Below are 26,438 nucleotides of genomic sequence, written 5' to 3'. Positions count from 1 at the left end.
CCGTCCGACTGGATCTGGCGCGTGCAGTATCCCTACAACACGAAGAAGGCCGAGGTGTACTACCGCAGCGACAGTTTCGGTCAGGTCGCGGCCACGGTGAACTATGGTCGCCCCGTCAAGAGCCCCAAGGACTTCGCCCGCATCAACGGCATCGTCGCGCGCTTCCAGGCCTATACCTATGCGGTGGTCATGCTTACCGATGGAACACAGTTTCCCGATGGAAACGAGCAGATGCATGAGCTGCCGGAAGGGTTTGAACGGAGGCGTGACGATGAAAAGTAAAGGATGGATCGCACTAGCTTTGTGTCTGATGACAAACGTCGTGATGGCAAAACAGTTGAACAAAGCTCCCGTTGTTACGCGGGAATGGAACTTCGATGGATGTCATTTCACGATGCGTGATCCTTACGGCGGAAGGATCGACGTGGGAAGTTACATTGCCAACATCAACCCCAACGCGAGCCATCCCTTCGATACGGAAATTCAATTCGATTGCCAAAATCCAGCGTCACCCAAAACGTACGTGGATCGTGCTGGCATGCGAATGACAGACAAAGGATGGGCACTCGATCCATCACCCGACAACGTAGGGCTCGCGGAGCAACACACTACTTTTTACCCTTTGCACGGCAAAGGCTGGGAGGGAGGCGGTGTAACGCAAGACGATATCAACGGCGACGAAAATAGGCGTAGTCGTTCCTTTAATTTCTGTATTCCTCACAAGCAGTTTGCTTTGTGTGGTGGGGACGACACGGTCATGTACCTGGACCGTCCCAAAGGATCGGTGCTCCCCCAGATCATCCAGCTTCTGGAAAGCATCGAGTTCATCGATCCGCCTTCTTCAGCCAGCAGCGCTACGCACACGGCGCTGCTTCAACCGTTTACATCTTCGGCTTCGGCGCAATGAGTGTTTTCGTGGTGCTGGGATGGCTCCTGCGGTGGTGAATTTGCCAGCAATCGCGAGCCTCTGAGGCGATTGAACGACAGCCTTCTTTAGCGATTTTGTTGTGCCCGGTGCCATGTGACGATGCCGCCACGGGGGGCACCTTCCGCACTATGCATACACGCCAGCGCCGACTTTCCTCATTGAAAAATGCCTTGATGCGGCCGGATAGGAAAAAGGTCATCGGACAGAACGTGCCGACTCGGGTTAATGTCGGCGTCTATGACTGACGCGACCTCTGATTCTTCCTCGTATCTGCGCCGGCTCGGCGTCTGGGATGGTGCCGCCATCGTTATCGGCGGTGTCATCGGCGGCGGCATCTTCCGCACGCCGGCTACGGTTGCCGAGCGCACGGCTTCCGGCTTGCCCTTGCTGGCGCTTTGGGTAATCGGCGGTTTGCTCACGCTGGCGGGCGTCTTGTGTTACGCCGAGTTGGGTGCGCGACGGCCACAGGCCGGTGGCATCTATCTCTATCTGCGCGAAGCGTTCGGACCACTGACCGCCTTCCTGTTTGGCTGGACCATGGCGCTGATCAACTATCCGGGCAGCGTGGCGGCGGTTGCGACCACCTTTGCGGACTACGCGTGCCGTGCGGCGGCGTTGCCGGTGTGGTGGGTCAAGCCGGTGGCCGTGGGTGCGATCGCCTTCATCGTGGGCGTGAATCTTTTCGGCATTCGCGCCGGTGCCTGGATGCAGAACCTGTTTACCGTGCTCAAGCTTGCGGCGATCGCCCTGTTGCTGGTGGTTGGCCTGGCGCTGGCCCACGGGCACCTGGGTGGACTGTTGGCGGTGGATACCTCGCATACGGTATCCCGCGGCGCGTGGATTGGCGCGCTGCTGCCGGTGTTGTTTACGTATGGCGGCTTCCACTATCTCAACGACATGGCCGGAGAAGTGCGCGATCCGCAGCGGACGTTGCCGCGCGCGCTGACGCTTGGCCTTGTCGGTGTCGTGGCCTGCTATGTGCTGGTCAATATCGCCTATCTCGCAGGGCTGGGGCACGCCGGCTTGGCGGCGAGCAAGGCTCCGGCAGCGGATTTGATGAGCAGCATCTTTGGCGCGCGCGGCGCGATGATCATGGCGATCGGCATTGCGTGCTCGACTTTCGGTTATTGCAGCATCGCCATCGCAGGCGGTGCGCGTGTGCTGCAAACGATGGGCGCGGACGGCATGTTCTTCCGCGCCGTGGGCCAGATCGAACCGCGCTGGCGTGCGCCGCAGGTGGCATTGGTGGTGTTGGGCGTCTGGGCGGTCGTGCTCATTCTCACCGGCACATTCGGTCAGCTGCTCGATTACACCACCGTGGGCGAATGGGTCGGGCATGCGTTTGGCATCGCCACGCTGTTCTGGTATCGGCGAAAGTTCGGCGCGCAGTCTTCGCCGTATCGCGTGCCGCTGTATCCGGTGTTGCCATTCTTGTTCGTTGCCACGGTCGTGGGCGTGATCATTGCGACGGTCATCAACACGCCAGGCGACGCAGGCATGAGCCTGTTGATCATCGCTTGCGGCATACCGGTCTATGCCGTGTGGCGGCGGTGGCATCGGCTTCGTTCCAGCAGCTAGCTGCTGTGCACGCGGCGGCGATCCGCTTTACGTCATACTGGCAAGATCACATAAGCGAGATTGGTCCATGAAAGGGATGGCGTTAACTGCGGCCTTGATCGCCATCGGGTGGCCGGGTCAAAGCGTCGCGACGGAGGTGGCCGACCTGGCGGCTGCTGCGTTGCCGGCGCAGATTCAGTTGCAACACGTGCAGCGCATCGGACCGGTCGAGCACGATAAGCAAGGGACGCCGCTGCAACGCTATGCCTTTCAGCCGTCCGCACAACCACAACTCATCCTGGCACCTGCGAACGGCGCGTGGGATTGGACTGGCCGGGGCTCGCTGCGCATTCAGGTACAGAACGCCATGCCGTGGGCGATCACGTTGACGGTCGACATCGACAGCGCGTCGGCAAAGCAGCACCTGCATGCCATGGTGGGATTACCAGCAGGCCCGGCACAAACACTGGTGATTCCCTTGCACGCTACATCGCCGCGCGCGTTCGGCATGCAAGCCGGGCCGCCCATGCCATTCGACGATCAGGGACACCCCGTTTTTGTCGCGACGACGGTGGAAGGCGCGATCGATCCAGCCCACGTCAATGCCGTTCACGTGAGCATGCCGACGCCGCAAGCCGCACAACAGTTGCTGCTGGGGAAAGTGGATGCCGCCCCGGGTGATAGCGCATGGCAGGATGCCTATCGCGGCATCGTCGATGCCTGGGGTCAATACACGCGCGGGCATTGGCCGGAAAAAATCGACAGCGATACAGCGCTGCGCTCGGCACACGCACAGGAAGCACGTTCCTTGGCGACGGAGCTGGCCGCTCACCGGCATGATGTGGATGCTTATGGCGGCCGCGCCGGCATCGCGTTGCAGCGAACCGGCTGGTTTCATACGCAAAAGGCGCAGGGTCGCTGGTGGCTGGTCACGCCGGACGGCCATGCGTTCTTCTCTTTGGGCGTCAACGTGGTCGCCGCCGACAATGCGCGTACCTATGTGCAAGGGCGTGCATCGATGTTCGTCGATTTGCCGCCGGACCATCCGCCGTGGAATGCATTCTATGGAAGCACTGATAGCCGCGATGCTGAACGCGGTGCGAGCGCCGGCATAGGTGCAAATCATGGGCGTTGGTTCGATTTCTACGAAGCCAATCTTTATCGCAACGATGGCGCCGGATGGTTGAAGGCCTGGCGCCAACGTACGCTCGATCGATTGCAGGCGTGGGGATTCAACACCATCGGCAACTGGAGCGACGATGCCTTGGGACGCATGCATCGCGTGGCCTATACCTTGCCGATTTATATCAACGGCGATTTCGGCAACGTCTCCAGCGGTTTCGATTATTGGGGGCGCATGCCTGATCCGTTCGATCCTCGCTTTGCACAGGCTGTCGAGCGAGCAGTCGTGAACGCGACGGCATCATCGCGCAACGATCCGTGGTTGCTTGGCTATTTCGCCGATAATGAATTGGCCTGGGCCGGAGCCGGGCCGCAGGGACGCTGGGGATTGGCCGTGGGCACGCTGCACGGCGAAGCTCGCAGCGACGCCAAGCAGGTGTTTATCGCCATGCTCAGGAAAAAATACGGCAGTGCGGCCAAACTCGCCGCAGCATGGGGCATCCGGCTCGACGATTGGTCTGCCTTGAATGCCACAAGCTTCCCGGCACCCGAACCGAATGAAGCGCATCCGGCGATTGCGGAAGATTACAGCGCCTGGCTGCGTCGTTATGCCGACCAGTATTTTGGCTTGGTCGCCACAGCGATTCATCGTCATGATCCCCACCATCTGTTCCTGGGCGGGCGCTTCGCTGTCAACACGCCAGAAGCCGTAGCCTCGTGCGCGCAGTACTGCGACGTGATCAGCTTCAACGTCTATGCCGACTTGCCGCAGCATGGCGTCGATGTGAATGCAATCCACCGGCTCGACAAGCCGGTGCTGATCACCGAATTTCATTTCGGATCGGACGATCGTGGCCCGTTCGGCAAAGGTGTCGTGTCGGTATGGAGCGAAGCGCAGCGCGGAGCAGCGTACGCGCGCTTTGTGCAAGCTGCCGCGCATGATCCGGATATCGTCGGCACGCATTGGTTCGAATACATCGATCAGCCCGTCACGGGACGCTTGATCGATGGCGAGAACAGTCATATCGGCTTGGTGGGCGTGACCGATATTCCGTTTGGGAACTTTGTGGACGCGGTGCGGAAGACCAATCTTGCCTTGCGGCATTGAACTGGCGGCACTGAAGATTCTATCGCCTGTAAAAAGCATCATTCCCGCGAACGTGTTTTCGTTGACGCGGGAATGAAGGTACAGCGGGTTCTGCGGTGAGGCAGATGCCCCTCAATCCATCCCTCTCCCCGCAGGGAGAGGGTGGTCGGTTTGATCAATAGCGGTAGTGATCCGGCTTGTACGGACCTTCCACCGGCACGCCAATGTAGGCGGCCTGTTCCGGGGTCAGCTTAGTGAGCTTCACACCGATCTGCTCCAGATGCAGGCGAGCCACTTCCTCGTCCAGTTTCTTGGACAGGCGATAGACCGTCTTCTCGTAGGTGTCCTTGTTCGCCCACAAGTCGATCTGCGCCAGCGTCTGGTTGGAGAAGCTGTTGGACATCACGAAGCTCGGATGACCGTGCGCGCAACCCAGGTTCACCAGGCGGCCTTCGGCCAGCATGTAGATGCTGTGGCCCGTCTTGGCGAAGGTATAGCGATCCACCTGCGGCTTGATGGTTTCGCGCGTCACATCCTTGGCGGCGTTCAAGCGATCCATCTGGATCTCGTTGTCAAAGTGGCCGATGTTGCACACCAGGGCGTTGTTCTTCATCGCCGCCATGTGTTCCAGCGTGATGATGTCCTTGTTGCCGGTGGTGGTGACATAGATATCGGCGGTGCCGAGCGTGTCTTCCACCGTGGTGACCTGGAAACCTTCCATCGCTGCCTGCAGGGCATTGATCGGATCGATCTCGGTCACGATCACGCGTGCGCCGAAGCCCTTCAGCGAATGTGCGCAACCCTTGCCCACATCACCGTAACCGCAGACCACGGCGACCTTGCCGGCGACCATCAGGTCCGTCGCGCGCTTGATGCCGTCGGCCAACGATTCACGGCAGCCGTACAGGTTGTCGAACTTGCTCTTGGTGACCGAGTCGTTGACATTGATGGCCGGCACCAGCAGCTTGCCGGCTTCCATCATTTGATACAGGCGATGCACGCCGGTGGTGGTTTCTTCGGAAACGCCCTTCCAGTCGGCCGCGACTTTCTTCCAGAAGCCGGGGCGTTCTTTGGCGGTGCGCTTGAGCAGATCCTTGATGACCTGTTCTTCATGGTTGCCGCTGGGCGTGTTCACCCAATTGTCGCCGTTTTCCATATCCACGCCTTTGTGGATGAGGAGGGTGGCGTCGCCGCCGTCATCGACGATCAGCTCCGGACCCTTCATGCCGGGATGGGTGAGCATGTCGAGCGTGCAGTCCCAGTACTCTTCCAGCGTCTCGCCCTTCCAGGCGAAAACCGGAATGCCTGCCGCTGCGATCGCAGCCGCGCAGTCATCCTGGGTCGAGAAAATATTGCAGGAAGCCCAACGCACCGATGCACCGAGCGCGCTCAGCGTCTCGATCAGCACGGCGGTTTCCTTGGTCATGTGCAGCGAGCCGGAAAGGCGCACGCCCTTCAGCGGCTTGGACGCCGAATAACGGGCGCGAATGGCCATCAGGCCGGGCATTTCTTCTTCGGCCATGCGGATGCGGCGGCGGCCGAGTTCGGCCAGCGCGATATCACGGACCTTGTAGTCGTGGGTAGCAGAGTCTTGAGTCACAGCATTCATGAAAGGATGTCTCCGAGTCTCATGGGGAAAATCCGGCGCGCAGCCGGATCGACGCGAAACGTTCGCGTCATGAGCGCCGTTGCATTCGAAGCATCCACCGAGCCTGGCCGTCAGGTGAAAAGACCGTACGAAGTCGTACTGGCCCCGCGGATGAATCCGCACACCTTGAGGGTCGCAGCGCCCCTCGGCGAAGGCTTTTATTCTAGCCTCAGAGGATGCGCCCTGTCTGCGCTATCCGGCTGCATACATGAACAAACGGCGGGTCGCTTATGACCACTTGGAACGGGCGCGGGCAGGCAAATTCGGTAGGCTAGGGGACTCACTCAAGAGGGAGGTTCCATGGAAGCCAGTCGCGACCCCGAATTTCTGCCTCACGATGGCCCGCTGCGCGAGGATGTGCATCGCCTGGGCGCCATGGTGGGACGCATGTTGGCCGAGCAGGGGGGCGAGGGCTTCTTTCAGCGCGTGGAACAGGTGCGTACGGCATCCATTCGCCGCCGCCGCGAAGGGCGTGCCGTGGATGATCTGGCCGAATCGCTCGCCGGCCTGGATGCGGATGCTGCCGAATCGTTGGCGCGTGCGTTCGCCACCTATTTTCAGGCGGTGAACACGGCCGAGCGCGTGCATCGCATCCGTCGCCGTCGCGACTACCAGCGGGAAACCGGCGCTGCGCAACCGGAATCTTTGCTCGATGTGCTGCAACGTCTGAAAGACCAGGGCGTCACCGCCGACGAACTGCTGCAATGGCTCTACAAGCTCAAGGTGGAACCGGTGTTCACCGCGCATCCCACCGAAGCTATCCGCCGCTCGCTGCTGGAAAAGGAACAGGCGATCGTGCGTGCGCTGGTCGACAATTTCGATCCCACGCGCACGCCGCAGGAACGCAAGGAAGACGACGATCGCATCTTCATGGCGTTGTCGTCGGGCTGGCAGACGGCTGAAGCCTCGCCGATCCGTCCGAGCGTGCAAGACGAACATCATCATGTCGGCTTTTACCTGGCCAATCCGATTTACCGCATCGTGCCTGCGTTCTACGAATTGCTCGCGGATGCGCTGCAGGAAATCTATGGCGTAGCCGTGCCCTTGCCTCGCTTGCTGAGCTTTGCGACATGGGTGGGTGGCGACATGGACGGCAATCCGAACGTAGGCGCCGAGACCATCGCCAACAGCCTCGCTACGCAGCGCGCGCACGTGCTGGAGCACTACATGGCGGATGTCGAAGGCCTGGCGCGGTTGCTCAGCCAGACCGTCGGGCGTATCGAGGTCGACGCTTCAGTGCTGCAACGCCTGGCGAGCTATCGCGATCAATTTCCGCGCGCAGCCTCCACCATTCGTCCCCGTCATGCGGACATGCCTTACCGCTGCCTGCTTACCCTGATCCGTGCGCGGCTGGAGGCCACGCTGGAGGACGGTCACGCCGAGGGTTATCAATCTGCCGATGAATTGGTGGACGATCTTTTGCTGATCGTGCACGGCCTTATCGATCATCACGGATTGCATGCGGGCGCTTATGCGGTGCGCCGGTTGATCTGGCGCGTTCGCACATTCGGCTTTCATATGGCACGGCTGGATGTGCGGCAGGATTCGCGCGTGCACGACGACGCGCTGGCCGCACTCCTGCATGATGAAGCGTGGCTGCAGCGCACGCCTGCGGAACGCGTCGCGATCTTGCGTCCTTATGCATCGGGCGAGCGTGAATTGGCGGCCGTGAACGATGCGCAGGCAGAATCCTTGCGCGCGGTATTCGCCACGCTGCACACCTCGCGCGAGCGTTACGGCGAAGGTGCCACCGGCCTCTACATCATCAGCATGGCTCGTTCGGCTGCAGACGTGCTCGCCGTGCTTGCCCTCGCGCGTCACGGGGGCTTGATCAATCGTTCCGAGACGAATGGCAGTGCGGTGCCGCTGGATATCGCGCCCCTGTTCGAAACCGTCGACGATCTGAAGAACGCGCCGGATACCTTGCGTGCCTTGTTGGACGATCCGGTCTATCGCCGCCATCTGCGTGAACGCGACGATTGCCAGTGGGTGATGCTCGGTTACTCCGATAGCGGCAAGGATGGCGGTACGCTGGCCTCGCGCTGGGGCCTGCAGCGCGCCCAAGTGGAATTGATGGCCGTTGCGGCGCAAGCAGATATTCGCCTGGCCTTCTTTCATGGCCGTGGTGGTTCGGCCAGTCGTGGTGGCGCGCGCATGACGCCGGCGCTGATGGCGTCGCCGCGTGGTTCGGTGCAGGGCATTTTGCGTGTGACCGAACAGGGTGAAGTGATCCATCGCAAATACGGTGTTCGCGCGTTGGCACTGCGCAACCTCGAGCAAACCGTCGGTGCCGTATTGCGCGCCAGTCTGCGCCCTTATACGGAAACGCCGCACGAAACGGCCTGGCATGCGTGCATGGAGGAAATGGCGGCCGATAGCCGTCGTGCTTATCGTGCGCTGGTGGATCGGGAAGGGTTTGTGGACTACTTTCGTGCTGCCACGCCGATTGATGTCATCGAGCAGATGGCGCTTGGCTCGCGTCCCTCGCGTCGCCGCAGCATGCGTGGCGTGCAAGACCTGCGCGCGATCCCGTGGGTGTTCGCATGGACGCAATGCCGTTCCATCATCACCGGCTGGTACGGCCTGGGCACCGCGCTCGAACACGCGGCGGCGAAATACGGTGAAGCATCGCTGATGACCATGGCGCGCGATTGGCCTTTCTTTGCCAATCTGCTCGACGACGTCGAGATGGTGCTGGCCAAATCCGATCTCGATATCGCCGAAGCCTTTTCGAAATTGTCTGGTTCATTCCACGACCTGTTCTTCGGCATGATTCGTGATGAATTCGAACGCACGCGCCGCTGGCTATTACGCCTGAAGGGGATCGATGAACTGTTGCGTGGAGACCCTCGCTTGTCGCTGTCGATTCGCTTGCGCAACCCCTATGTCGACCCGATGAGTCTGTTGCAGGTGGATCTATTGCAGCGCTGGCGCGCGACGGATCGCAACGATGAGGACCTGCTGCACGCGCTGGTGGCGTGCGTCAACGGCGTGGCGCAAGGCTTGCAGAACACGGGCTGACGGGGTGGATCCGGCATCTTGCCTGCGTTCCGGTAGAGCCGTTAGGCTGTAAAAATCTCATAGGAATTTTGGATATGGAACAGCCACTTCGCCCTCGTCCTGGCCTGCTGCCGTTGTTCATTTTCGGCTCGCGCTGGCTGCAGCTTCCGCTTTACCTTGGATTGATCGCAGCGCAATGCGTCTACGTGTATCTGTTCCTCAAGGAGCTGTGGCACCTGGTCCTTGAGGCGCCCAGGCTGGGCGAGCAGGAGATCATGCTGATCGTGCTTGGCCTGATCGATGTGGTGATGATTTCCAATTTGCTCATCATGGTGATCATCGGCGGCTACGAGACCTTCGTTTCACGGCTTGGACTGGAAAGCCATCCGGATCAGCCCGAGTGGTTGTCGCACGTGAATGCATCGGTGTTGAAGGTCAAGCTGGCAATGGCGATCATCGGCATCTCCTCCATCCATCTGCTGAAGACGTTTATTGCGGCCGGCACTTTGATGGGCTTGCCGTTCTGTTCGGCAGATGAGCTGGCGACTATCGCAGCGAACGATGGCAATGGCGCGATGTTCAAGTGCGCCACGCTCACCCCTGTGGGCGTGATGTGGCAGACCATTATCCACGCGGTATTTATTTTGTCCGCCATCGGTATCGCGTGGACGGACCGCATCATGTATGCACATCTTGCAAAGGTGCGTGATGGTCGTTGAGCGTTCTTGAAAGTTCTTACCTTTCCGCTCTGTTTGTGCTTCGACGTTGCCCTTGCGAAGACGGCTAGATGGGTCACGCTCGATTTTGGAAAAAGAAAATCCATTTTTCTTTGATGCAAAAAGCAAAGACGAGTTGACCGGCACGGCTATTGAAAACCTGCCTGCCAGAGCCTGTCCCGAGCATGCATGCGTAAACCATTCGGATGTGAAACGTCAATCTCGCGCAGATGAACTCCCTCCCCTGCAAACAGGGGAGGGAGCGAGAAACAGGCAGCGGTGGGAAGATCAAGTCTCAAATGACATCTGCATGCACGCGTAAACCATTCGGATATTGAACTTCAATCTCGCGCATACAGCCCCCTCCCCTACGTGCAGTAGGGGAGGGTTGGGGTGGGGTGAAGTCAAGCTCGCGTTGAATCGAATCAGTGCCGCCAGCGCAAGCCACCCCGACCCTCCCCTGCTTGCAGGGGAGGGAGTGGAGAGTGCAACGCAGATAGAAGGAACGAAGCACGCGTGCAGTGGGTGCTGCAAGAAGCAAGCGCACGCAAGATGATGAGACAAAGTCTCAAACTTGCATCGCATCAGCGAAATGCGCTGGACAAATAACGCCGTTTTCCGCGATGGTTTGCAGGTCGGGCGTGCTCATCGCACAACAGATGGCACAGCACGCCCGACTTTGGAAGTGAGAGCGCGGGCCGCATGAGCTAGGAACTCATACGACCCGCTGACCATAACAACTTAACGGAGAAGTTATCATGGCTAAGCCGGATGATACGGCACGCACAAGGTTCTGTGTTCACCCCCTGCCGGTGTTTATCCCTCTCACCGTCACGCTGCTTGCGTGGCGCCAGGCGATAAGGGGCACGTAGTCCAAAAGGGCTTACCACCTTTTTCGATGATGCAGCGGGGCGTTCGCCCTGTGTCCCGTCACGCCGCGTGCAATGCGCGGCGTGATTTAAAGATATGGAATCAAGCTATGCAAAACAAACATCATCCCTTGCTGGATTTACACCCTTACCAGCTGAGTGAAGACGGCCATATCAAGTTGCAGGAAATCCGCGATCAGCTTTTCTTTCTCGCTGCGCTCGCTTATCCGCACAACGAGCCGGAAGATGGCGTATTGCTCGAAGTCAGCCGGTCAGCGCTAGGTGAAAGCTTCGAACGCTTTGCAGGCCAGATTAACGAGGTGTTGCATCACGCGGTGACGCGGCCTCGTGAGGAGATTGTCTGGTAAACGCGCGTCGTTAATTCGCTCATTATGCGTGCGGGAAATTTTCAGCAGCGACGTTGGTCAGGCGCTTTGCCTTGTCTTGAACACGGATTCTCTTTTTACCGCGACGCTCGCACGTGCCCACGTGGCGTATGCGCGTACGGATAAAAATCCGGGGAACGCTGGCGCAACAGTTTCTCGTCAAGAGAAGAAATGCGTCAGGTGCGACGAGGTATGACCGGAAGGGCGGAGCGCGATGTCGTGAGAGGGCGCGTGGCTCAGCCGTCCAATTCCGCCCATCGTGCATAGGCCTGATCGAGTTCTGCCTGCGCTTTGGCCAGCGCTTCGTTCGCACGCTGGATGGCTGCGTTGTCTTGCTGGTAGAACGATGGATCGTTCATACCCTCGGCGCGTGCGGCGATATCGGCTTCGAGTTGTTCGATGCGTGCGGGCAGTTGCTCTAGCTCGCGTGTGTCCTTGTAGCTGAGCTTGCGTTTCGGTTTTTCTTCGACGGGTGCAGCGGCTGGCGTTTCGTGCTTGCCAGGTTTGGCTGCACTGGGCGCTGTTTCAAAAGGGGAAGATGCAGCAGGTTTCTGCCGCAGCCAGTCGCTGTAGCCGCCGACGTATTCGCCGACTTTGCCATCGCCTTCCAGTACCAGGGTGCTGGAAACGACGTTGTCGAGGAATTCGCGATCGTGCGAGACCAAGAGCAAGGTGCCCTTGTACTCGGTCAGCAATTCTTCCAGCAGCTCCAGTGTCTCGACGTCGAGATCATTGGTCGGTTCGTCCATCACCAACAGGTTGGAGGGTTGGGCGAACAGCTTGGCGAGCAGCAGACGATTGCGTTCGCCACCGGAAAGACGCGTGATGGGTGCGCGTGCGCGTTCGGGCGAAAACAGGAAATCCTGCAGGTAGCCGATGATGTGCTTGCGCTGGCCGTTAAGCTCGATGTACTCGCGGCCTTGGGCCACGTTATCGAGCGCATTGAGGCTGTCGTTGAGTTGCGAACGATGCTGATCGAAATAAGCGATCTCCAGACCGGTGCCGAGCGTCACTTCGCCGCGCAGGGGTTTGAGTTCACCAAGCAGGATCTTCAAAAGCGTACTTTTGCCGGCGCCATTGGGGCCGATGATGCCGACGCGATCGCCACGCATGATGGTGGTGCTCAGGTCATCGATCAGCACGCGACCGTCATAGGCCTGATGCACGTGCTGGAGTTCGATGACTTTCTTGCCCGAGGCTTGCGCATTGGCGAGCGCCATCTTTGCGTTGCCACCGAGTTCGCGCCGCTCCATGCGATCGCGCCGCAGGGCCTTCAGGGCGCGCACGCGGCCTTCATTGCGCGTGCGGCGCGCCTTGATGCCTTGGCGTATCCACACTTCTTCCTGCGCGAGTTTCTTGTCGAACAGCGCGTTGGCCTGTGCTTCGGCATGCAGGCGCTCTTCGCGGCGGCGCAGATAATTGTCGTAATCGCCGGGCCAGCTGGTGAGCTGGCCGCGATCGATCTCAACGATGCGTGTGGCGAGTGCGCGGAGGAAGCTGCGATCGTGGGTGACGAAAACGATGCTTCCCTCGAATTGCTTGAGAAAGCTTTCCAGCCATCCAATCGCTTCGATGTCGAGGTGATTGGTCGGCTCATCCAGCAACAGCACGTTCGGCTTCCGCACCAACGCTTGCGCCAGCAAGACGCGTCGTTTCATGCCGCCCGAGAGCGCGGCAAAATCGATCTCCGCGGGAAGTTCCAGCTTGGTGAGCACGTCGGTGACGCGACGATCGAGATCCCAACCATGACGCGCTTCGATCTGGTTCTGCACATCGCCGAGCGCATCGAAATCACCTTCGGCGAGCAGATGGTGATAACGCGCCAGCAAGTGTCCGAGATCACCGAGACCGTCGGCCACGACATCGAAAACGGTGCCTTGGGTGGCCTGCGGCACTTCTTGCGCCATGCGTGCCACCACCACGCCGTTTTGGACGCGCACTTCACCGTCGTCGGGCTGTAGTTCTCCGGCGATGAGTTTCATCAAGGTGGATTTGCCTTCGCCGTTGCGACCGACGATGCACACGCGCTCGTTCGTATCGATCGAGAGATCGACATGTTCGAGCAGGAGAGGGCCGCCGACGCTGAAGTCGACACGCTGCAATTGGATCAGGGACATGCGGCTATTCTAGCCGGTCACCTTTGAAAGCTGTTCTAAAACCTGTTGCGCATTCGCATGCCGTGCGTGCTCGGTGCTCGGAATCCTTGAGTATGACCGTGTACACTCGGGGTTCTGCGCGCAGCCGTAACGCGACATGCTCTTGCTCGCTGCGGGTGTTGCAGAGCTCCCCGGATGCCGAAAGGATGGCATCGCTAAAGCGGGTGGACTCCTTGCCGATGAAGATTTGAGGTGGCCTGTCACGCCGCCATAACAAAATTTTACGGTTTTCGGGGTCGGTAAAATTTACAAAAACATGCACTTAGCATGGCTGATTAAAGTATTTCCTCTGGAAATTACGAGAATCATGCATTAAGGTTGGGCCGCCACGCGGGGCGTTTACCGCGGTTTTTGGGAGTGAGAAGCCGTGGCAGTCATCAAATCCATTCAGCCGGTGCGGTTCCTGAATCGGCTCATGGGCGTGTTTGCTCTGATGATTTTGCTCGGCGTTAGCGGTTTTGTCGGCGTGGCCCATGCGGGTTACGCGTCGATCGTCATCGATCCCGCCACGGGTGAAGTGCTGAGCGCGGTGAACGCTGACCAGCAGAACTATCCCGCCTCGCTCACCAAGATGATGACGCTCTATCTCACCTTCCAGGCGCTGCGTAGCGGCAAGCTGAAAATTGATCAAGAGCTGCCGATTTCGACCTGGGCGGCGTCCAAGCAGCCGACCAAGCTTGGGTTGCGTCCCGGCCATACGATCTCGGTGAACGACTGCATCCTCGGCATGGTGACCAAGTCCGCCAACGATGCGGCGACCGTTGTCGCGGAAGGCCTTGGTGGAACAGAAAGTCATTTCGCCGACATGATGAACGCGCAGGCCGCGTTGCTCGGCATGACCTCGACCCATTTCGACAACGCCAGCGGCTTGCCTGATCCGGATAACGTTTCGACGGCGCGTGACATGGCCAAGCTCGCCATTGCGCTGTATCACGATTTCCCGCAGTACTCGCATTATTTCTCCACTAAGGAGTTTGTGTTCCAGGGCCGGCTGGTGCGCGGGCACAATAATCTGATGGATCACTATCCGGGCATGGACGGGCTGAAGACCGGTTTTACCGATGCCTCCGGCTTCAACCTTGCCTCGACAGCGGTACGGGACGGTCGCCGCCTGTTTGCGGTGGTACTGGGTGGCCGCACCGCGGCAGTGCGCGACAAACTCATGGCGCGTTTGCTCAACGATGGCTTTGATGACCGGTCGACGCCGGAGACACTCGTGGCCCAGGCCGGCATGCCGAGCCGGGCACACCGCGTGCTGGCTGCGCTTTCGCCGATCGGAACCGCCGAAGCGGATGAAACGGCGCCAGCGCCTCGCCACCATTACCATCACCGGTGCGAGGGCGAGCATTGCCGTGTCGCACGGACGGGTTGCACTGCTCATCGCGGCAAGAGTTGCACGCGTGCGAGACGAACGACACATTCAAAGACCCCCGTCCGCTTCGCTCATCGCAAGAGCAAGAAGACAGTGATGCTGGCTTCCTCAGCGGATGACGATAAGCCTTCGGAATAAACGCGCTGCATGTTGTGGCAGCGGCATCACTGGTGGATGCATAAATAAAAACCCCGCGGCTCGCACCGCGGGGTTTTTCATGTGGCGCTCTTGGCTTCGCCTTACAGCTTGGCGTCTGCGCGCAGGGCATCGGCCTTGTCGGTCTTCTCCCAGGAGAAGGCGGTGTAGGTCTTGCCGTCCGGGCCTTTCACTTCGTAAGGCGTGCGGCCGAAGTGACCGTAGCTGGCGGTCTGCTGGTACATCGGGTGGATGAGGTCCAGCATCTTGATGATGCCGTAGGGGCGCAGGTCGAAGTGCTTGCGGATCAGCTTTTCAATCTTCTCGTCGGCGATCTTGCCGGTGCCAAAGGTGGTCACCGAGATCGAGGTGGGCTCAGCCACGCCGATCGCATAGCTCACCTGCACTTCGCAGCGGTCGGCGATGCCGGCGGCCACGACGTTCTTGGCCACGTAGCGCGCGGCATACGCTGCGGAACGGTCCACCTTGGACGGATCCTTGCCTGAGAATGCACCACCACCGTGACGGGCCCAGCCGCCGTAGGTGTCGACGATGATCTTGCGACCGGTCAGGCCGCAATCGCCTACCGGACCGCCAATCACGAATTTGCCGGTCGGGTTGATGTGGAACTTGGTGTTCTTGTGCAGCAGCTTGGCCGGCAGCACGGGCTTGAGGATGTACTCGCGCACGGCCTCGACCAGGTCTTTCTGCTTGACGTCCGGATCGTGCTGGGTGGAGAGCACGACGGCGTCGATGGCCGTGGCAACGCCATCTTCGTAGCGCAGCGTGACCTGGCTCTTGGCGTCCGGACGCAGCCAGGAAAGCGGCGAGTTCTTCTTCTTGCGGATCTTGGCCTGCTGTTCGACCAGGCGGTGCGAGTAGTAGATCGCAGCCGGCATGAAATCCTTGGTTTCATTGGTGGCGTAGCCGAACATCAGGCCCTGGTCGCCGGCGCCCTGTTCTTCAGGCTTTTTGCGATCCACGCCCTGGTTGATATCCGGCGATTGCTTGCCGATCAGATTCAGCACACCGCAGGTAGCGCCATCGAAACCGACGTCGCTGGAGTTGTAACCGATGTCCAGGATCACCTTGCGGGTAAGCGCTTCCAGGTCGATCCAGGCACTGGTGGTGATTTCGCCGGCGACGATCGCCACGCCGGTCTTCACCATGGTTTCGCAAGCGACACGTGCGCGCTGATCCTGGGCCAGGATCGCATCCAGCACGGCGTCGGAGATCTGGTCGGCAACCTTGTCCGGATGGCCTTCGGAGACCGACTCGGAGGTGAAGAGGTAATTGCTCATCGTGGCTTATATCCTTCTTTACGGATAAAGAGATGTAAAAGGGAGTTGCGCATGATACACGCACCAGCCCGGGGTTTCACTGCCCAGTCTGGCATATCCATGTGACCGTGAGGCCCGGGTTCAGCCCATGCTGGCGGGGGACTGCCGCTGCGTCCCCTCCCCTTCAAGGAGAGGGGACGGGAGGTGTCAGGTTTCGTTTTCTGTCAGTACTGCGCGCAGGGTTCGTGCGGCACCGACCATGGCGGCCAGGGCCGGTTCCGTTTCTTCCCAGCCGCGTGTCTTGAGCCCGCAATCGGGATTGACCCATAGCTGTGGCGGTTCCAGCACGGTCAAGGCCCGTTCGAGCAGATCCGTCATTTCGTCTTGCGACGGCACGCGCGGGGAGTGGATGTCATACACACCAGGGCCGATGGCTCCTGGATAGCGGAAGTTCTCAAAGGCTTGCAGCAGTTCCATCTTTGAGCGGCTGCTCTCGATGGAAATCACGTCGGCATCCAGCGCGGCAATGGTCTCGATGATGTTGTTGAATTCGCTGTAGCACATGTGGGTATGGATCTGGGTGGCATCGTGCAGGCCGCCGGTCGAGACGCGAAAGCAGTGGACCGCCCAATCCAAATAGGGCGCTTGCTCGGCTTGCCGGATCGGAAGGCCTTCGCGCAGTGCGGGTTCGTCAATCTGGATAACGTGGATGCCGGCGCTTTCCAGGTCATGCACTTCGTCGCGCAGGGCCAGGGCGAGTTGCAAGCAGACGTGCTCGCGCGGCAGGTCGTCGCGCACGAACGACCACTGCAACATGGTCACCGGTCCGGTCAGCATGCCTTTTACCGGCTTGTCGGTCAGCGACTGCGCGTAAGCCGACCAGCGTACCGTCATGGGGTGTGGCCGCGCGATGTCGCCCCAGATGATCGGGGGTTTTACGCAGCGCGAACCGTAGCTTTGCACCCAGCCGTGGCGCGTAAAGGCAAAGCCGTCGAGCTGTTCACCGAAATACTCCACCATGTCGTTGCGTTCGGGTTCGCCGTGCACCAGCACGTCGAGTCCGATACGTTCCTGGAAGCGAATGACGTGTTCGATTTCCTCGTGCAAGGTGGTTTCGTAACGCTGCTTATCCATACGCCCCGCGCGATGCTCGGCGCGAGCGTGGCGAAGTGCCTCGGTCTGTGGAAAGGAGCCGATGGTGGTAGTGGGCAATAACGGCAGCGCGAGCTTGTCCGCCTGCACTTTGCATCGATGCATCAGGCGAGAGCGACGCTGCGTGGCTTGCGGACTCAATCCGCGGACACGCGCACGGACGTCTTCACGCTGCACGCCGTGTGCCTGTGCGCGTGCGGCGAGCTGGGCGGCCTGTGCATCCAGAATAGCCGTGGCGTTGCTGTCGCCGTGGAGTTCGTTTGCATAGAGCCGTAGTTCTTCCAATTTCTGGCGAGCAAACGCCAGCCAGTTCTGCAGGTCGCGTGGTAACGCGGTTTCCTGCGCCGCGTCGACGGGAACATGCAGCAGCGAGCAAGACGGCGCGAGCCACACATGGTCGGTTCCGCGGGACTCGGCAATCGTTTGCAGGAGTGGCCGCACGCGTGCGGGATCGCTGCGCCAGACATTGCGTCCGTCGACAATGCCGGCGCTGAGCACGCCCTGCTGCGGCAGTGCAGACAGGAGTGCGGGAAGTTGTTCCGGTGCACGCACCAGATCGACGTGCCATCCATGGACCGGCAGGCTGGCGGCCAGTGAGAGGTTGTCGCCAAGACCTGCAAAATAGGTGGTCAGCAACCGCTTTGGAGAACGTCCCGTCGCCAAGGCTGTGTAGGCAATGCGGTAGGCGTGCCGGGTCACGGCATCCAGATCCTCTACCAGGCAGGGTTCGTCCAACTGGATCCAGGAAACGCCGGCGCGTGCAAGCTGCTCCAACAGTTCGAGATAAGCGGGCAGCAGTGCCTCGAGCAAGTCGAGTGCAGGGCTGCCGTCGCGGGTCTTGGACAGGCGCAGAAACGAAACGGGTCCAAGCAAGACGGGACGGCCTTCCAATCCCAGCGCACGCGCCTCAAGCCATTCGTTGAGAGGTTTGTTGACGGTAAGCCGGAAGCGCTGGCCTGTGTGGAGTTCCGGCACGATGTAGTGATAGTTGGTGTCGAACCACTTGGTCATCTCCAAGGCGTGCAGTGTGTGGTTGCCACGCGCCATGCCGAAATAGCCGGCCAACGCATCCTCCTGCCATAGGGGGCGGTAACGGTCGGGCACCGCGTCGAACAAGACGGCGGTGTCGAGCACGTGATCGTAGAACGAGAAGTCATTGACGGCGACCGTGCCGATGCCTGCCGCGTGAGCAAGCTGCCAATGTCGACGTCGTAGTGCGTGTGCCGTGTCGAGCAGGGATCTAGCGTTACCGTTGCGCCAATGCTGTTCCAGTGCGCGCTTGAGTTCACGGCGGTGGCCGATGCGCGGAAAACCAAGATAAGTGGTGTGTGTCATCGTGTATTCCTCATTGCAATGCGTGGCAAAGAGGAACGAAGGCAGACGCGACCAGGGCATTGCCATGTGCGCGCCGTCGACCTTCGCCCCCGCGGGCGAGCTGGGTAAACCGCGGGCAGGCTGGCGCTGCGTCAGTGGGCGACGCGGTGCCGGCTCTCCCCGCGGAGATCCCAGGTCGTACGAAGCGCCGTTGCGAACGGGTGGCTTCGGCTGGGGCAGGTCTTCGGGCTCGTGGACCAGGCATTACGCCGCCTACTGTTCGCCGCTTCCCAGGCAATAGCCCAGTGCTCATAGCGAAGGTCGTTTCCACACACCGCTGCGGGGCAGCGCCGGAATCCAACCGGCTTCCCTTTTAATTGCATCTCTTTATTCGGATAAAGAGATGAAAACCTCAGCGGGCGAACAGTAGCCTCAACGCATAGCCATGGTCAATGACTCTCGGCAGGGCGAGCCGGTCAATACACCACGGCGCGTGCTTGTACGAAGGCGAAGAAGAACACCGCGTTGGGATCGTTGCGCACGGCCTGTAATTCACCGCGCATGCCATCGACGGTTACCGCATCGGTTTTTCCGGCGGCAATGAGTTGTTCCGCGGCGGAGAGCAGCAGTTCTTCCCAGAACGCGATCATCTGCTTGCGGCGCCCGGGCTGACGATTGTCCAGCAGCACGCTTTTCACTTCGGTTTGTACGTCGCGATAACCACCGGCCAGCAGCAGGTTGCCGAGCTTGGCGCCGATGAAGGGATCGCCGCCGCTGTCGTATTGGTGATCGTTGAAGGCCATCCAGTAACGCAGCAGGTTGGGCGAGTAGGGATCGAGGAAGAACGAGGCATTGAGCACCTCGGTCACGTAAATTACGGCGCCAGGGCTGAGCACGCGACGAACTTCGCTCAGCACGCGCGCAGGGCTGGGCATATGTTCGAGCACCCAGCAGAGATAGGCGGCATCGAAACTCCGGTCTGCGAAAGGCAGATCGGCGGCGTCGGCTTGGCGCAGCGCGTAGCGCGATGCACACCATGCCTTCGCGGACAGGTTGCGTTCGGCGGCAGCCAATTGCGTAGGCGAGCGGTCGATGCCCGTGATGTGCAGGTCCGGAAAACGGCGCAACAGTATTTCGGTTTGTGCCCCGACACCGCATCCCACTTCGAGCAGATGGCTCGCATTGCTGTAATCGATGTGGCTGTAGAGGGTGCTTTCGAACATGCGCGCCTGACGCATCAGACGCGATTGCTCTTCATCCGAAAAACCATGGATGTAGGGGAAGTCGCCGGTAGCGATGCTGTTCATGCCAAGCTGTCCGCAACCCCATGCACGGCGTGCCTTCAATGACGCAGGCGCGTAGCTACGTTACTCCGTCACCTTGTTGCCGGGGAGTGCATGCGGCTCAGTGAGCAAGGGCTATGGGATGGGCGTGGATGAAACGCATGACGTCGTCCAGCGTCGGCGCATCGGCGTGGAACGGGCGAGACAGGGCAAATACCAATGCGTTGTGGCTTACGCCGGGGTACAGGCGCAACCAGACTTCTTCGTGATGCGCCTTGAGTACATGGGCAAGCGAGATGGCGTTGGAGGGTTCGACTTCATGGTCGGCTTCGCCTTGCAGCAGTAGCATGGGAGGCTCGTGACCGTGCACGAAACGCACGGGCTGGGCGCGTGCTTGTGAGGCGGCATCACGGCCGAACATGCCGAGCATGTCCTTTTCGCTGGCGGGAATCGGCATGAAGTCATAACAGCCGGCCAGGCCGATAAAGCCGGCCAGATCGAAAGGATGCAGATTGTAAGGCGTCAGCCACGATGGATCGGTTGCCAGCAGTGCGCCGATCTGGCCGCCGGCCGAGTGCCCCATCACAAAGATGTCGTTCGCCCGTCCACCCCATGCTGTAGCGTGGGCAAATGTCCACGCGACCGCTCGCGCGGCGTCCGTCATGAAGCCGTCCATCTTCACGTGTGGGTATTTCCGATAATCCGGAATGACCGTCACGACGCCATGCGAAGCCAGTGCCGTCCCCACGAAGCGGTACCACGCGCGTTCGCCGCGGACCCAACTGCCACCATAGAAAAACACCACGACTGGGGCGTGTTCCGCATTCCGTGGTCGGTACACATCCAGCTTCAGCTGGTGCTGCGGATCGAAGACGATGCCATGTTCTGCCACGATGCCGGCACGGCGATCGGTGGCGTTCAGTCCGGCAAACAGGCTCGCCTCACAGCCGCTGAGCAGCAGTGCGACGCTCAAGAGGATGGCGATATGCAGCGGAAACTTCAGCGAGCGGGCGAAGGAGAGGTACATCGTGGCGTGGCATCAAGAACGACTTGCCGATGATGCCTGCTTCGGCGCCGCAAAGGCTTGCGAACATTTATCGGAATGCGTCATTCAAGCGGCGATGCGCCACTGCGCTTGCAGCCCTTCGAAGTATTCGCGCGTCAGGCGCAGTTGGTCGTGTGCGTGCTCGGCGCGATTGACGACATCACGAAAGGCCGTGTTCTCGGGCCGATCCTTTGCATACCAACCCAAGTGCTTGCGCGCGATACGTACGCCGGCCTGTTCGCCGTAGAACGCATAAAGATGTTCCAGATGGCCAAGCAAGATGGCCGAAACCTCCAGCGGTGGAAGCGCTGGCAGCATTTCTCCAGTCGCCAGGTAGTGGGCGATCTCCCGGAAAATCCATGGCCGTCCTTGCGCGCCGCGGCCGATCATCACCGCATCGGCACCCGTTGCGTCGAGTACATGCCTGGCTTGTTGCGGTGTCGCGATATCGCCGTTAGCGAGGACCGGTATGCGAACGGCCGATTTCACTGCGGCAATCGTGTCGTATTCGGCTTCCCCTTCGTATTTGTCCGCACGTGTACGTCCATGCACGGCGAGTGCCGCGATGCCGTTGTCCTCCGCAATGCGCGCGATAGTGAGGGCGTTCTTGTGCTGCCGATCCCAGCCGGTGCGGATTTTCAGCGTGACCGGGACTTCTACCGCGCTCACTACCGCTTTCACGATGCGCGCGACCAGCGGCTCGTCTTGCAGCAAGGCCGAGCCTGCCCACACGTTGCATACCTTTTTGGCGGGACAGCCCATGTTGATGTCAACAATTTGCGCGCCATTGGCAACGTTGAACCGCGCTGCCTCGGCCAGCATGACGGGATCGTAGCCGGCGATCTGCACGCTGACGGGTTCAGGCTCGCCTGCATGATCCATCCGCTGGATGGATTTGCGGGTTTGCCATAGACGCGGATCGGCTGTCGTCATTTCAGACACGGCAAGGCCCGCGCCCAGCTGCTTGCACAGCAGGCGAAAAGGCTTGTCGGTAACGCCGGCCATGGGTGCGAGCACCACGGGCGGGTCGATGCGATAGGGGCCGATCTGCATAGGGGTATTGTAACCCTGGCTGCTCGTCTCTCTCTTCGCACGAGGCAGGCGAAGCTTGTGACTTGCCCCGCCATCCTTCACGCAAAGGGGTAGGGACATGCGGCGGTGAACGTCAGTGCGCAGGAATGCCTTGCCGGGTTTCGGGTTCGTGCTTGTGCTTGAAGAGGAAGACGAATAGCACCGCGACGATCAGCGAGTAGGTTGCGAATGTCAGCCAGATACCGTGCCACTCCAGCGAGTGATCGGGACGGGTGAAATACCGGTCGATCACGATGCCGCTGATTGAGCTGCCGAGCACGGCTCCGATGCCGTTGGTCATCAGCATGAACAGGCCTTGTGCACTGGCGCGGATGGCCGGGTCGCTTTGCCCTTCCACGAATAGCGAACCGGAAATGTTGAAGAAGTCGAAGGCCATGCCGTAGACGATGCATGAGAGCACGATCATCCACAGTCCCGGTCCCGGGTTGCCGAAGGCGAACAGGCCAAAGCGCAAGGTCCACGCCAGCATGCTGATCAACATGACGGTCTTGATGCCGAAGCGTTTCAGAAAGAAAGGTATCGCCAGGATGAAGAGCGTTTCCGACACTTGCGAGATGGACATGATGATGGCGGGATAGCGCACCGCGATCAGATCCTTATAGGCATCCACGTGGGCGAAATCGTGCAGAAAGGTATCGCCATAGGCGTTGGTCAATTGCAGTGCCGCACCCAGCAGCATGGCAAAGATGAAGAACACCGCCATCTTGCCCTGCTTGAACAAGGCAAACGACGTGAGCCCCAAGGCATCCAGCCACGAACGGTGGCTCTGGCCACGCAAACGCGGCGGGCAGGGCGGCAAGGTGAATGCGTAGAGACCGAGCACGAGTGCTGCCCCCGCGGCAACATAGAACTGGCCAGTAGTGGTTTCCAGATGCAGCAGGCTGACCATCCACATGGCCGCGATGAAACCGACCGTGCCCCATACGCGAATCGGCGGGTAGACGCGCACTACGTCCACGCCGTCGCGCTTGAGAGCGTTGTACGCCACGGTGATGGAGAGCGAGATGGTGGGCATGTAGCACATCATGTTCACCAGCATCACCCAGAACAGCGTGTCAGGCTGATTGATCTCCGGCACGATGCACAGCACGATGGCGCCGCTGATATGCAACAACCCGTACAGGCGTTCGGCGCGTATCCATTTGTCCGCGACGACGCCAAGCAAGGACGGCATGAAGAGTGATGCCAGGCCCATGGTCGAGAAGATCGCACCGAACTGCTCGCCGGACCAATGCCGGTTTTGGAACCAGTAGGCACCGATCGTGATCAACCATGCGCCCCAGACAAAGTACTGCAGGAAGTTCATCGCAATGAGTCGGAGCTTCAGGCTCATGGGTTGGTTTCCTGCATGTGGTTGTCCCCTGGGTAATGCGCAGCTATCGGGTCTTCGACGATGTCCGCATGGGCTTGATCGTCTCGGTGAAAGTCCGGACCGATGCGCATGTTTTCCAAACAGCCAAGGCTGCCCTTCTCGAGAGCTTTGCCCCGGCATGGATAATGGACCCCGCCCTTCGCCGAAGCGCGCGTGATTCAAACTGGTTTTGGATCGGCCCTGCCTTGTAAAGGCTGGGTTGAGCGCCCGCGCCAATGCCGTGGCAGCGTAGAGGAAGCCCTGGCCGGGCGGCAAGGTCGCCGCATGAGGTGTTTAGGGCGCTCCTGCACCATTACACTGCAGGTTGGTTTGCGGAGTCGCCTTATGAGTCTGTTCATTACCATCGCGATGGTTCACATCATTGCCCTGATGAGTCCCGGTCCGGACTTCTTTTTCGTTTCGCAAACAGCGGTAAGCCGCTCGCGGCATGAAGCGATGGCGGGCGTGGGTGGCATTACCCTGGGTGTGGCGATGTGGGCGGCGCTGGCGCTGCTTGGCCTGCAGCTGCTGTTGCATAAGCTGTTATGGCTGGAGCATTTGATTGCTGTCGTGGGCGGTCTGTATCTGTGCTGGATGGGCTTGAAGATGCTGCGCGCAGCGTGGACGGCGCCTTCTCAGAGTCAGGCGACGGAGCCGGTGCAGGTTTTTGTTGGTGCCTGGCGATCCTTGCGCAACGGCTTGTTCACCAATCTTGCCAACCCCAAAGTGGTGATTTATTTCGGCAGCATTTTTTCGGCGTTCGTCGGGGCGGGTGTTTCGTCTTCGGCCCGTTGGGGACTATGGGCGATGGTGGTGGGCGAAACGTTTCTGTGGTTCTCGTTCGTGGCAGGATGTTTTGCGTTGCCTGTCATGCGACGCGGGTATCTGCGCATCAGCCGTTGGATCGATGGCTGCGCGGGCGCGGTATTCATGTTGTTCGGGTTACATCTGATTTTCGCGCGCCGCGTCGTCTGAATCCTGCAGCACGCTGGCCACTTGCTGGCGCAAGACGGGCAGCAGTTCTGCTTCGAACCATGCATTGCGTTTAAGCCATAGCTGATTGCGTGGACTGGGGTGAGGCAGCGGCAGCACGCGCTGCGCCAAATGCGTGCGCCAGTTTTGCATGGTGTCGGTGAGCGAGGGACCTCGCTCCGCGCCTAGTACACCCGCTTGTGCGTATTGTCCGATCGCCAGGGTCAGTTGCACTTCGCGCAGGTGCGGAAGAAGTCGCGGGTGCCAGGCAGGCGCACACTCGGGGCGGGGCGGCAAATCGCCGTTGCGTCCGCTGCCTGGAAAGCAGAAGCCCATCGGCACGATGGCAATGCGTCGCGCGTCGTAAAAAGTGTCGCGATCGATACCAAGCCACGCGCGCAGGCGGTCACCGCTCACATCGTTGAAGGGGATGCCTGTCGTGTGGACTTTCCGTCCCGGTGCCTGGCTTACAATCAGCAGCCGCGCGGATGTGCCGGCCTGCAGTACCGGGCGCGGTCCGTCCCGCAGATGCGCGGCACATAGGCGGCATGCACGAATATCGGCAAGCAATGCAGCCAGTGCATCGGGGCGTTTCATGGCAGGAGCTTGCCGGGATTCAGAATGCCGTCCGGGTCGAAGGCGGCTTTTACATGACGCATCAGGCTGAGCGTACCCGGCTCCAGGGCAAGCGGCATGAATTCGCGCTTCACCAGCCCGATGCCGTGCTCGCCAGATAATGTGCCTTGCAGGGAAATTACCAATGCGAACACGTCGGCGAGACAGGCGTGTGCGCGTTCCCGTTCCGCCTCGTTCCGAGGCAGCAGATTGACGTGCAGGTTGCCATTTCCTGCATGACCGAAGGTTACGATCAATACATCATGCTTGCGTGAGAGATCGCGGATCCCATCCACCAGCGCGGGTAGATGGCTGACTGGCACTACGACATCTTCATTGATCTTGTTCGGGGAGATGGTGCGTTGGGCGGGTGACAAGGCCTTACGTGCCGACCAGAGAGCCTGGGTTTCTTCAGCGGTTTGCGCAATGTGTAAATCCTGCAAGCCTTCGCCGCGCGCGGCACGTGACACCGCATCGACGGATGACGGAAGCGTGTCTTGTTCGCCATCGACCTCGATCATCAGCATGGCGCCAGCCAAAGGCACGTTTTCACCGCCGTGATCGTGGGCAAGTTTCAGCGCGACGTCGTCGATGAATTCCAGGGCGCAAGGCGTGACGGGCTGCGCCATGATGCGCGCTACCGCATGCGCGGCGCTCGCTACGTCGCGATAGGTGGCGCGCAAGGTGCGCAGCCCGGAAGGCTTCGGCGTCAACTTGAGCGTGGCTTCGGTGATCAGGGCGAGTGTGCCTTCCGAGCCGATCAGCAAGCGGGTGAGGTCGTAGCCGGTGGCGCCCTTGCTGGTGTAGGTGCCGCAGCGAAAGCTTTCTCCCGTACCGGCCACGGCGCGCAAACCGAGCGTATTTTCTCGTGGGCTACCGTATTTGACGGTGCGTGGACCGGCCGAGTTGCAAGCCAGGTTGCCGCCAATGCTGCACCAAGGCGAAGAAGTGGGATCGGGCGGCCAGAAAAAACCGTGCGGCGCGAGCGCGCGCTGCAAATCCCCATTGAGTACGCCGGGTTCGACGACCGCCAGGCGATTGTCGGGATCGATGCGCAAGATGCGATTCATGCGCTCGAAGCTCACCACTACACCACCTTCCACCGGTACCGTGGCGCCTGTCGTGTTGGTGCCGCGACCGCGGGCAATGACCGGGACGCGGTATTCGCGGCAGGCACGCACCAAGCCTTCCAACTGCTCGTGCAGTTGCGCGAATACGACGGCATCGGGTAGCGCCTGGCGGCGGGAATTGTCGTACGCGTAGGCGAGTCTTTCGGCGTCATGGGTAGAGCATGCGCGTGGGCCGAACAGTGCATGCAGGTGGTCGAGCAAGGGAGCGGGAAGTGTCATCCGCGTCAG

At 60.3% G+C, this 26,438-nt stretch carries 19 protein-coding genes and 2 riboswitches; of the genes, 9 read left to right on the top strand and 10 right to left on the bottom strand.

Translation table 11 applies throughout. The annotated features are described in order from the left end of the window. Positions 1-21: 21 nt before the first annotated feature. From AC4HNJ_RS04590 to AC4HNJ_RS04575, 4 genes are all read left to right on the top strand, one after another. Entirely contained in the window at positions 22-282 is a 261-nt protein-coding gene (locus tag AC4HNJ_RS04590) for a hypothetical protein (protein WP_490478342.1), read from the top strand. Beyond that, complete coding sequence (locus AC4HNJ_RS04585; RefSeq protein WP_490478341.1) at positions 272-907, top strand: hypothetical protein; 636 nt, start codon at positions 272-274, stop codon at positions 905-907. The genes AC4HNJ_RS04590 and AC4HNJ_RS04585 overlap by 11 nt, the downstream gene beginning before the upstream one ends. 258 nt (positions 908-1,165) lie before the next feature. Continuing rightward, a complete protein-coding gene (locus AC4HNJ_RS04580) occupies positions 1,166-2,506 on the top strand; it encodes an APC family permease (protein ID WP_490478340.1) in 1,341 nt (446 codons plus the stop codon). A 67-nt stretch (positions 2,507-2,573) separates the two neighbouring features. Beyond that, the gene (locus AC4HNJ_RS04575) at positions 2,574-4,715 is read left to right on the top strand and encodes a beta-agarase (protein WP_490478339.1); all 2,142 of its coding nucleotides are present in this window, start codon (positions 2,574-2,576) and stop codon (positions 4,713-4,715) included. Positions 4,716-4,869: 154 nt separating this feature from the next. Here AC4HNJ_RS04575 and ahcY read toward each other — a convergent pair whose 3' ends face one another. Next, positions 4,870-6,303, bottom strand: coding sequence for an adenosylhomocysteinase (gene ahcY, locus AC4HNJ_RS04570; RefSeq protein ID WP_490478338.1), 1,434 nt, complete (start codon positions 6,301-6,303; stop codon positions 4,870-4,872). A gap of 64 nt (positions 6,304-6,367) precedes the next feature. Then, positions 6,368-6,495, bottom strand: a riboswitch (S-adenosyl-L-homocysteine riboswitch). Positions 6,496-6,642: 147 nt separating this feature from the next. Between ahcY and ppc the strand changes: the two genes are divergently transcribed. The 3 genes from ppc (at position 6,643) to AC4HNJ_RS04555 (ending at position 11,295) form a co-directional block, all read left to right on the top strand. Further along, a complete protein-coding gene (ppc, locus tag AC4HNJ_RS04565; protein ID WP_490478337.1) occupies positions 6,643-9,363 on the top strand; it encodes a phosphoenolpyruvate carboxylase in 2,721 nt (906 codons plus the stop codon). 74 nt (positions 9,364-9,437) lie between these two features. Further along, entirely contained in the window at positions 9,438-10,061 is a 624-nt protein-coding gene (locus tag AC4HNJ_RS04560) for a TIGR00645 family protein (RefSeq protein WP_490478336.1), read from the top strand. 976 nt (positions 10,062-11,037) lie between these two features. Next, complete coding sequence (locus tag AC4HNJ_RS04555; RefSeq protein WP_490478335.1) at positions 11,038-11,295, top strand: XAC0095 family protein; 258 nt, start codon at positions 11,038-11,040, stop codon at positions 11,293-11,295. A 254-nt stretch (positions 11,296-11,549) separates the two neighbouring features. Here AC4HNJ_RS04555 and AC4HNJ_RS04550 read toward each other — a convergent pair whose 3' ends face one another. Next, positions 11,550-13,430, bottom strand: coding sequence for an ATP-binding cassette domain-containing protein (locus AC4HNJ_RS04550; protein WP_490478334.1), 1,881 nt, complete (start codon positions 13,428-13,430; stop codon positions 11,550-11,552). Positions 13,431-13,836: 406 nt separating this feature from the next. Between AC4HNJ_RS04550 and AC4HNJ_RS04545 the strand changes: the two genes are divergently transcribed. After that, positions 13,837-14,979 (top strand): D-alanyl-D-alanine carboxypeptidase family protein, encoded by a 1,143-nt coding sequence (locus AC4HNJ_RS04545; protein ID WP_490478333.1) that lies wholly within the window; start codon positions 13,837-13,839, stop codon positions 14,977-14,979. A 101-nt stretch (positions 14,980-15,080) separates the two neighbouring features. Here AC4HNJ_RS04545 and metK read toward each other — a convergent pair whose 3' ends face one another. From metK to AC4HNJ_RS04515, 6 genes are all read right to left on the bottom strand, one after another. Next, complete coding sequence (metK, locus tag AC4HNJ_RS04540; protein WP_490478332.1) at positions 15,081-16,277, bottom strand: methionine adenosyltransferase; 1,197 nt, start codon at positions 16,275-16,277, stop codon at positions 15,081-15,083. Between the two features lie 186 nt (positions 16,278-16,463). Beyond that, positions 16,464-18,743: a 5-methyltetrahydropteroyltriglutamate--homocysteine S-methyltransferase gene (metE, locus tag AC4HNJ_RS04535; protein ID WP_490478331.1), complete on the bottom strand. Its 2,280-nt coding sequence runs from the start codon at positions 18,741-18,743 to the stop codon at positions 16,464-16,466. A 197-nt stretch (positions 18,744-18,940) separates the two neighbouring features. Then, a riboswitch (cobalamin riboswitch) is annotated at positions 18,941-19,152 on the bottom strand. A gap of 46 nt (positions 19,153-19,198) precedes the next feature. Continuing rightward, positions 19,199-20,029, bottom strand: a complete 831-nt coding sequence (locus AC4HNJ_RS04530) for a class I SAM-dependent methyltransferase (RefSeq protein ID WP_490478330.1) — start codon at positions 20,027-20,029, stop codon at positions 19,199-19,201. Positions 20,030-20,126: 97 nt separating this feature from the next. Beyond that, positions 20,127-21,032 (bottom strand): alpha/beta hydrolase, encoded by a 906-nt coding sequence (locus AC4HNJ_RS04525; protein ID WP_490478329.1) that lies wholly within the window; start codon positions 21,030-21,032, stop codon positions 20,127-20,129. 84 nt (positions 21,033-21,116) lie between these two features. Then, the gene (dusB, locus tag AC4HNJ_RS04520) at positions 21,117-22,103 is read right to left on the bottom strand and encodes a tRNA dihydrouridine synthase DusB (RefSeq protein WP_490478328.1); all 987 of its coding nucleotides are present in this window, start codon (positions 22,101-22,103) and stop codon (positions 21,117-21,119) included. A gap of 112 nt (positions 22,104-22,215) precedes the next feature. Next, positions 22,216-23,475 carry a nucleoside permease gene (locus tag AC4HNJ_RS04515; RefSeq protein WP_490478327.1) on the bottom strand — a complete coding sequence of 420 codons (1,260 nt, stop codon included), beginning with the start codon at positions 23,473-23,475 and terminating at the stop codon, positions 22,216-22,218. Positions 23,476-23,838: 363 nt separating this feature from the next. Here AC4HNJ_RS04515 and rhtC point away from each other — a divergent pair, with 363 nt between their 5' ends. Next, complete coding sequence (gene rhtC, locus AC4HNJ_RS04510) at positions 23,839-24,468, top strand: threonine export protein RhtC (protein ID WP_490478326.1); 630 nt, start codon at positions 23,839-23,841, stop codon at positions 24,466-24,468. On the opposite strand, the gene AC4HNJ_RS04505 is transcribed toward rhtC, so the two are convergent. Both AC4HNJ_RS04505 and AC4HNJ_RS04500 read right to left on the bottom strand, forming a co-directional pair. Further along, the gene (locus AC4HNJ_RS04505) at positions 24,436-25,062 is read right to left on the bottom strand and encodes a uracil-DNA glycosylase family protein (RefSeq protein WP_490478325.1); all 627 of its coding nucleotides are present in this window, start codon (positions 25,060-25,062) and stop codon (positions 24,436-24,438) included. The genes rhtC and AC4HNJ_RS04505 overlap by 33 nt on opposite strands. Next, positions 25,059-26,429 (bottom strand): FAD-binding oxidoreductase, encoded by a 1,371-nt coding sequence (locus tag AC4HNJ_RS04500; RefSeq protein WP_490478324.1) that lies wholly within the window; start codon positions 26,427-26,429, stop codon positions 25,059-25,061. The genes AC4HNJ_RS04505 and AC4HNJ_RS04500 overlap by 4 nt, the downstream gene beginning before the upstream one ends. Between the last annotated feature and the right edge of the window lie 9 nt (positions 26,430-26,438).

The sequence above is a fragment of the Dyella sp. SYSU CM1112 genome, from assembly GCF_058216415.1.
The sequence above is the reverse complement of the archived record's forward strand: the minus strand, read 5'-3'. Positions and strand labels throughout refer to the sequence as shown.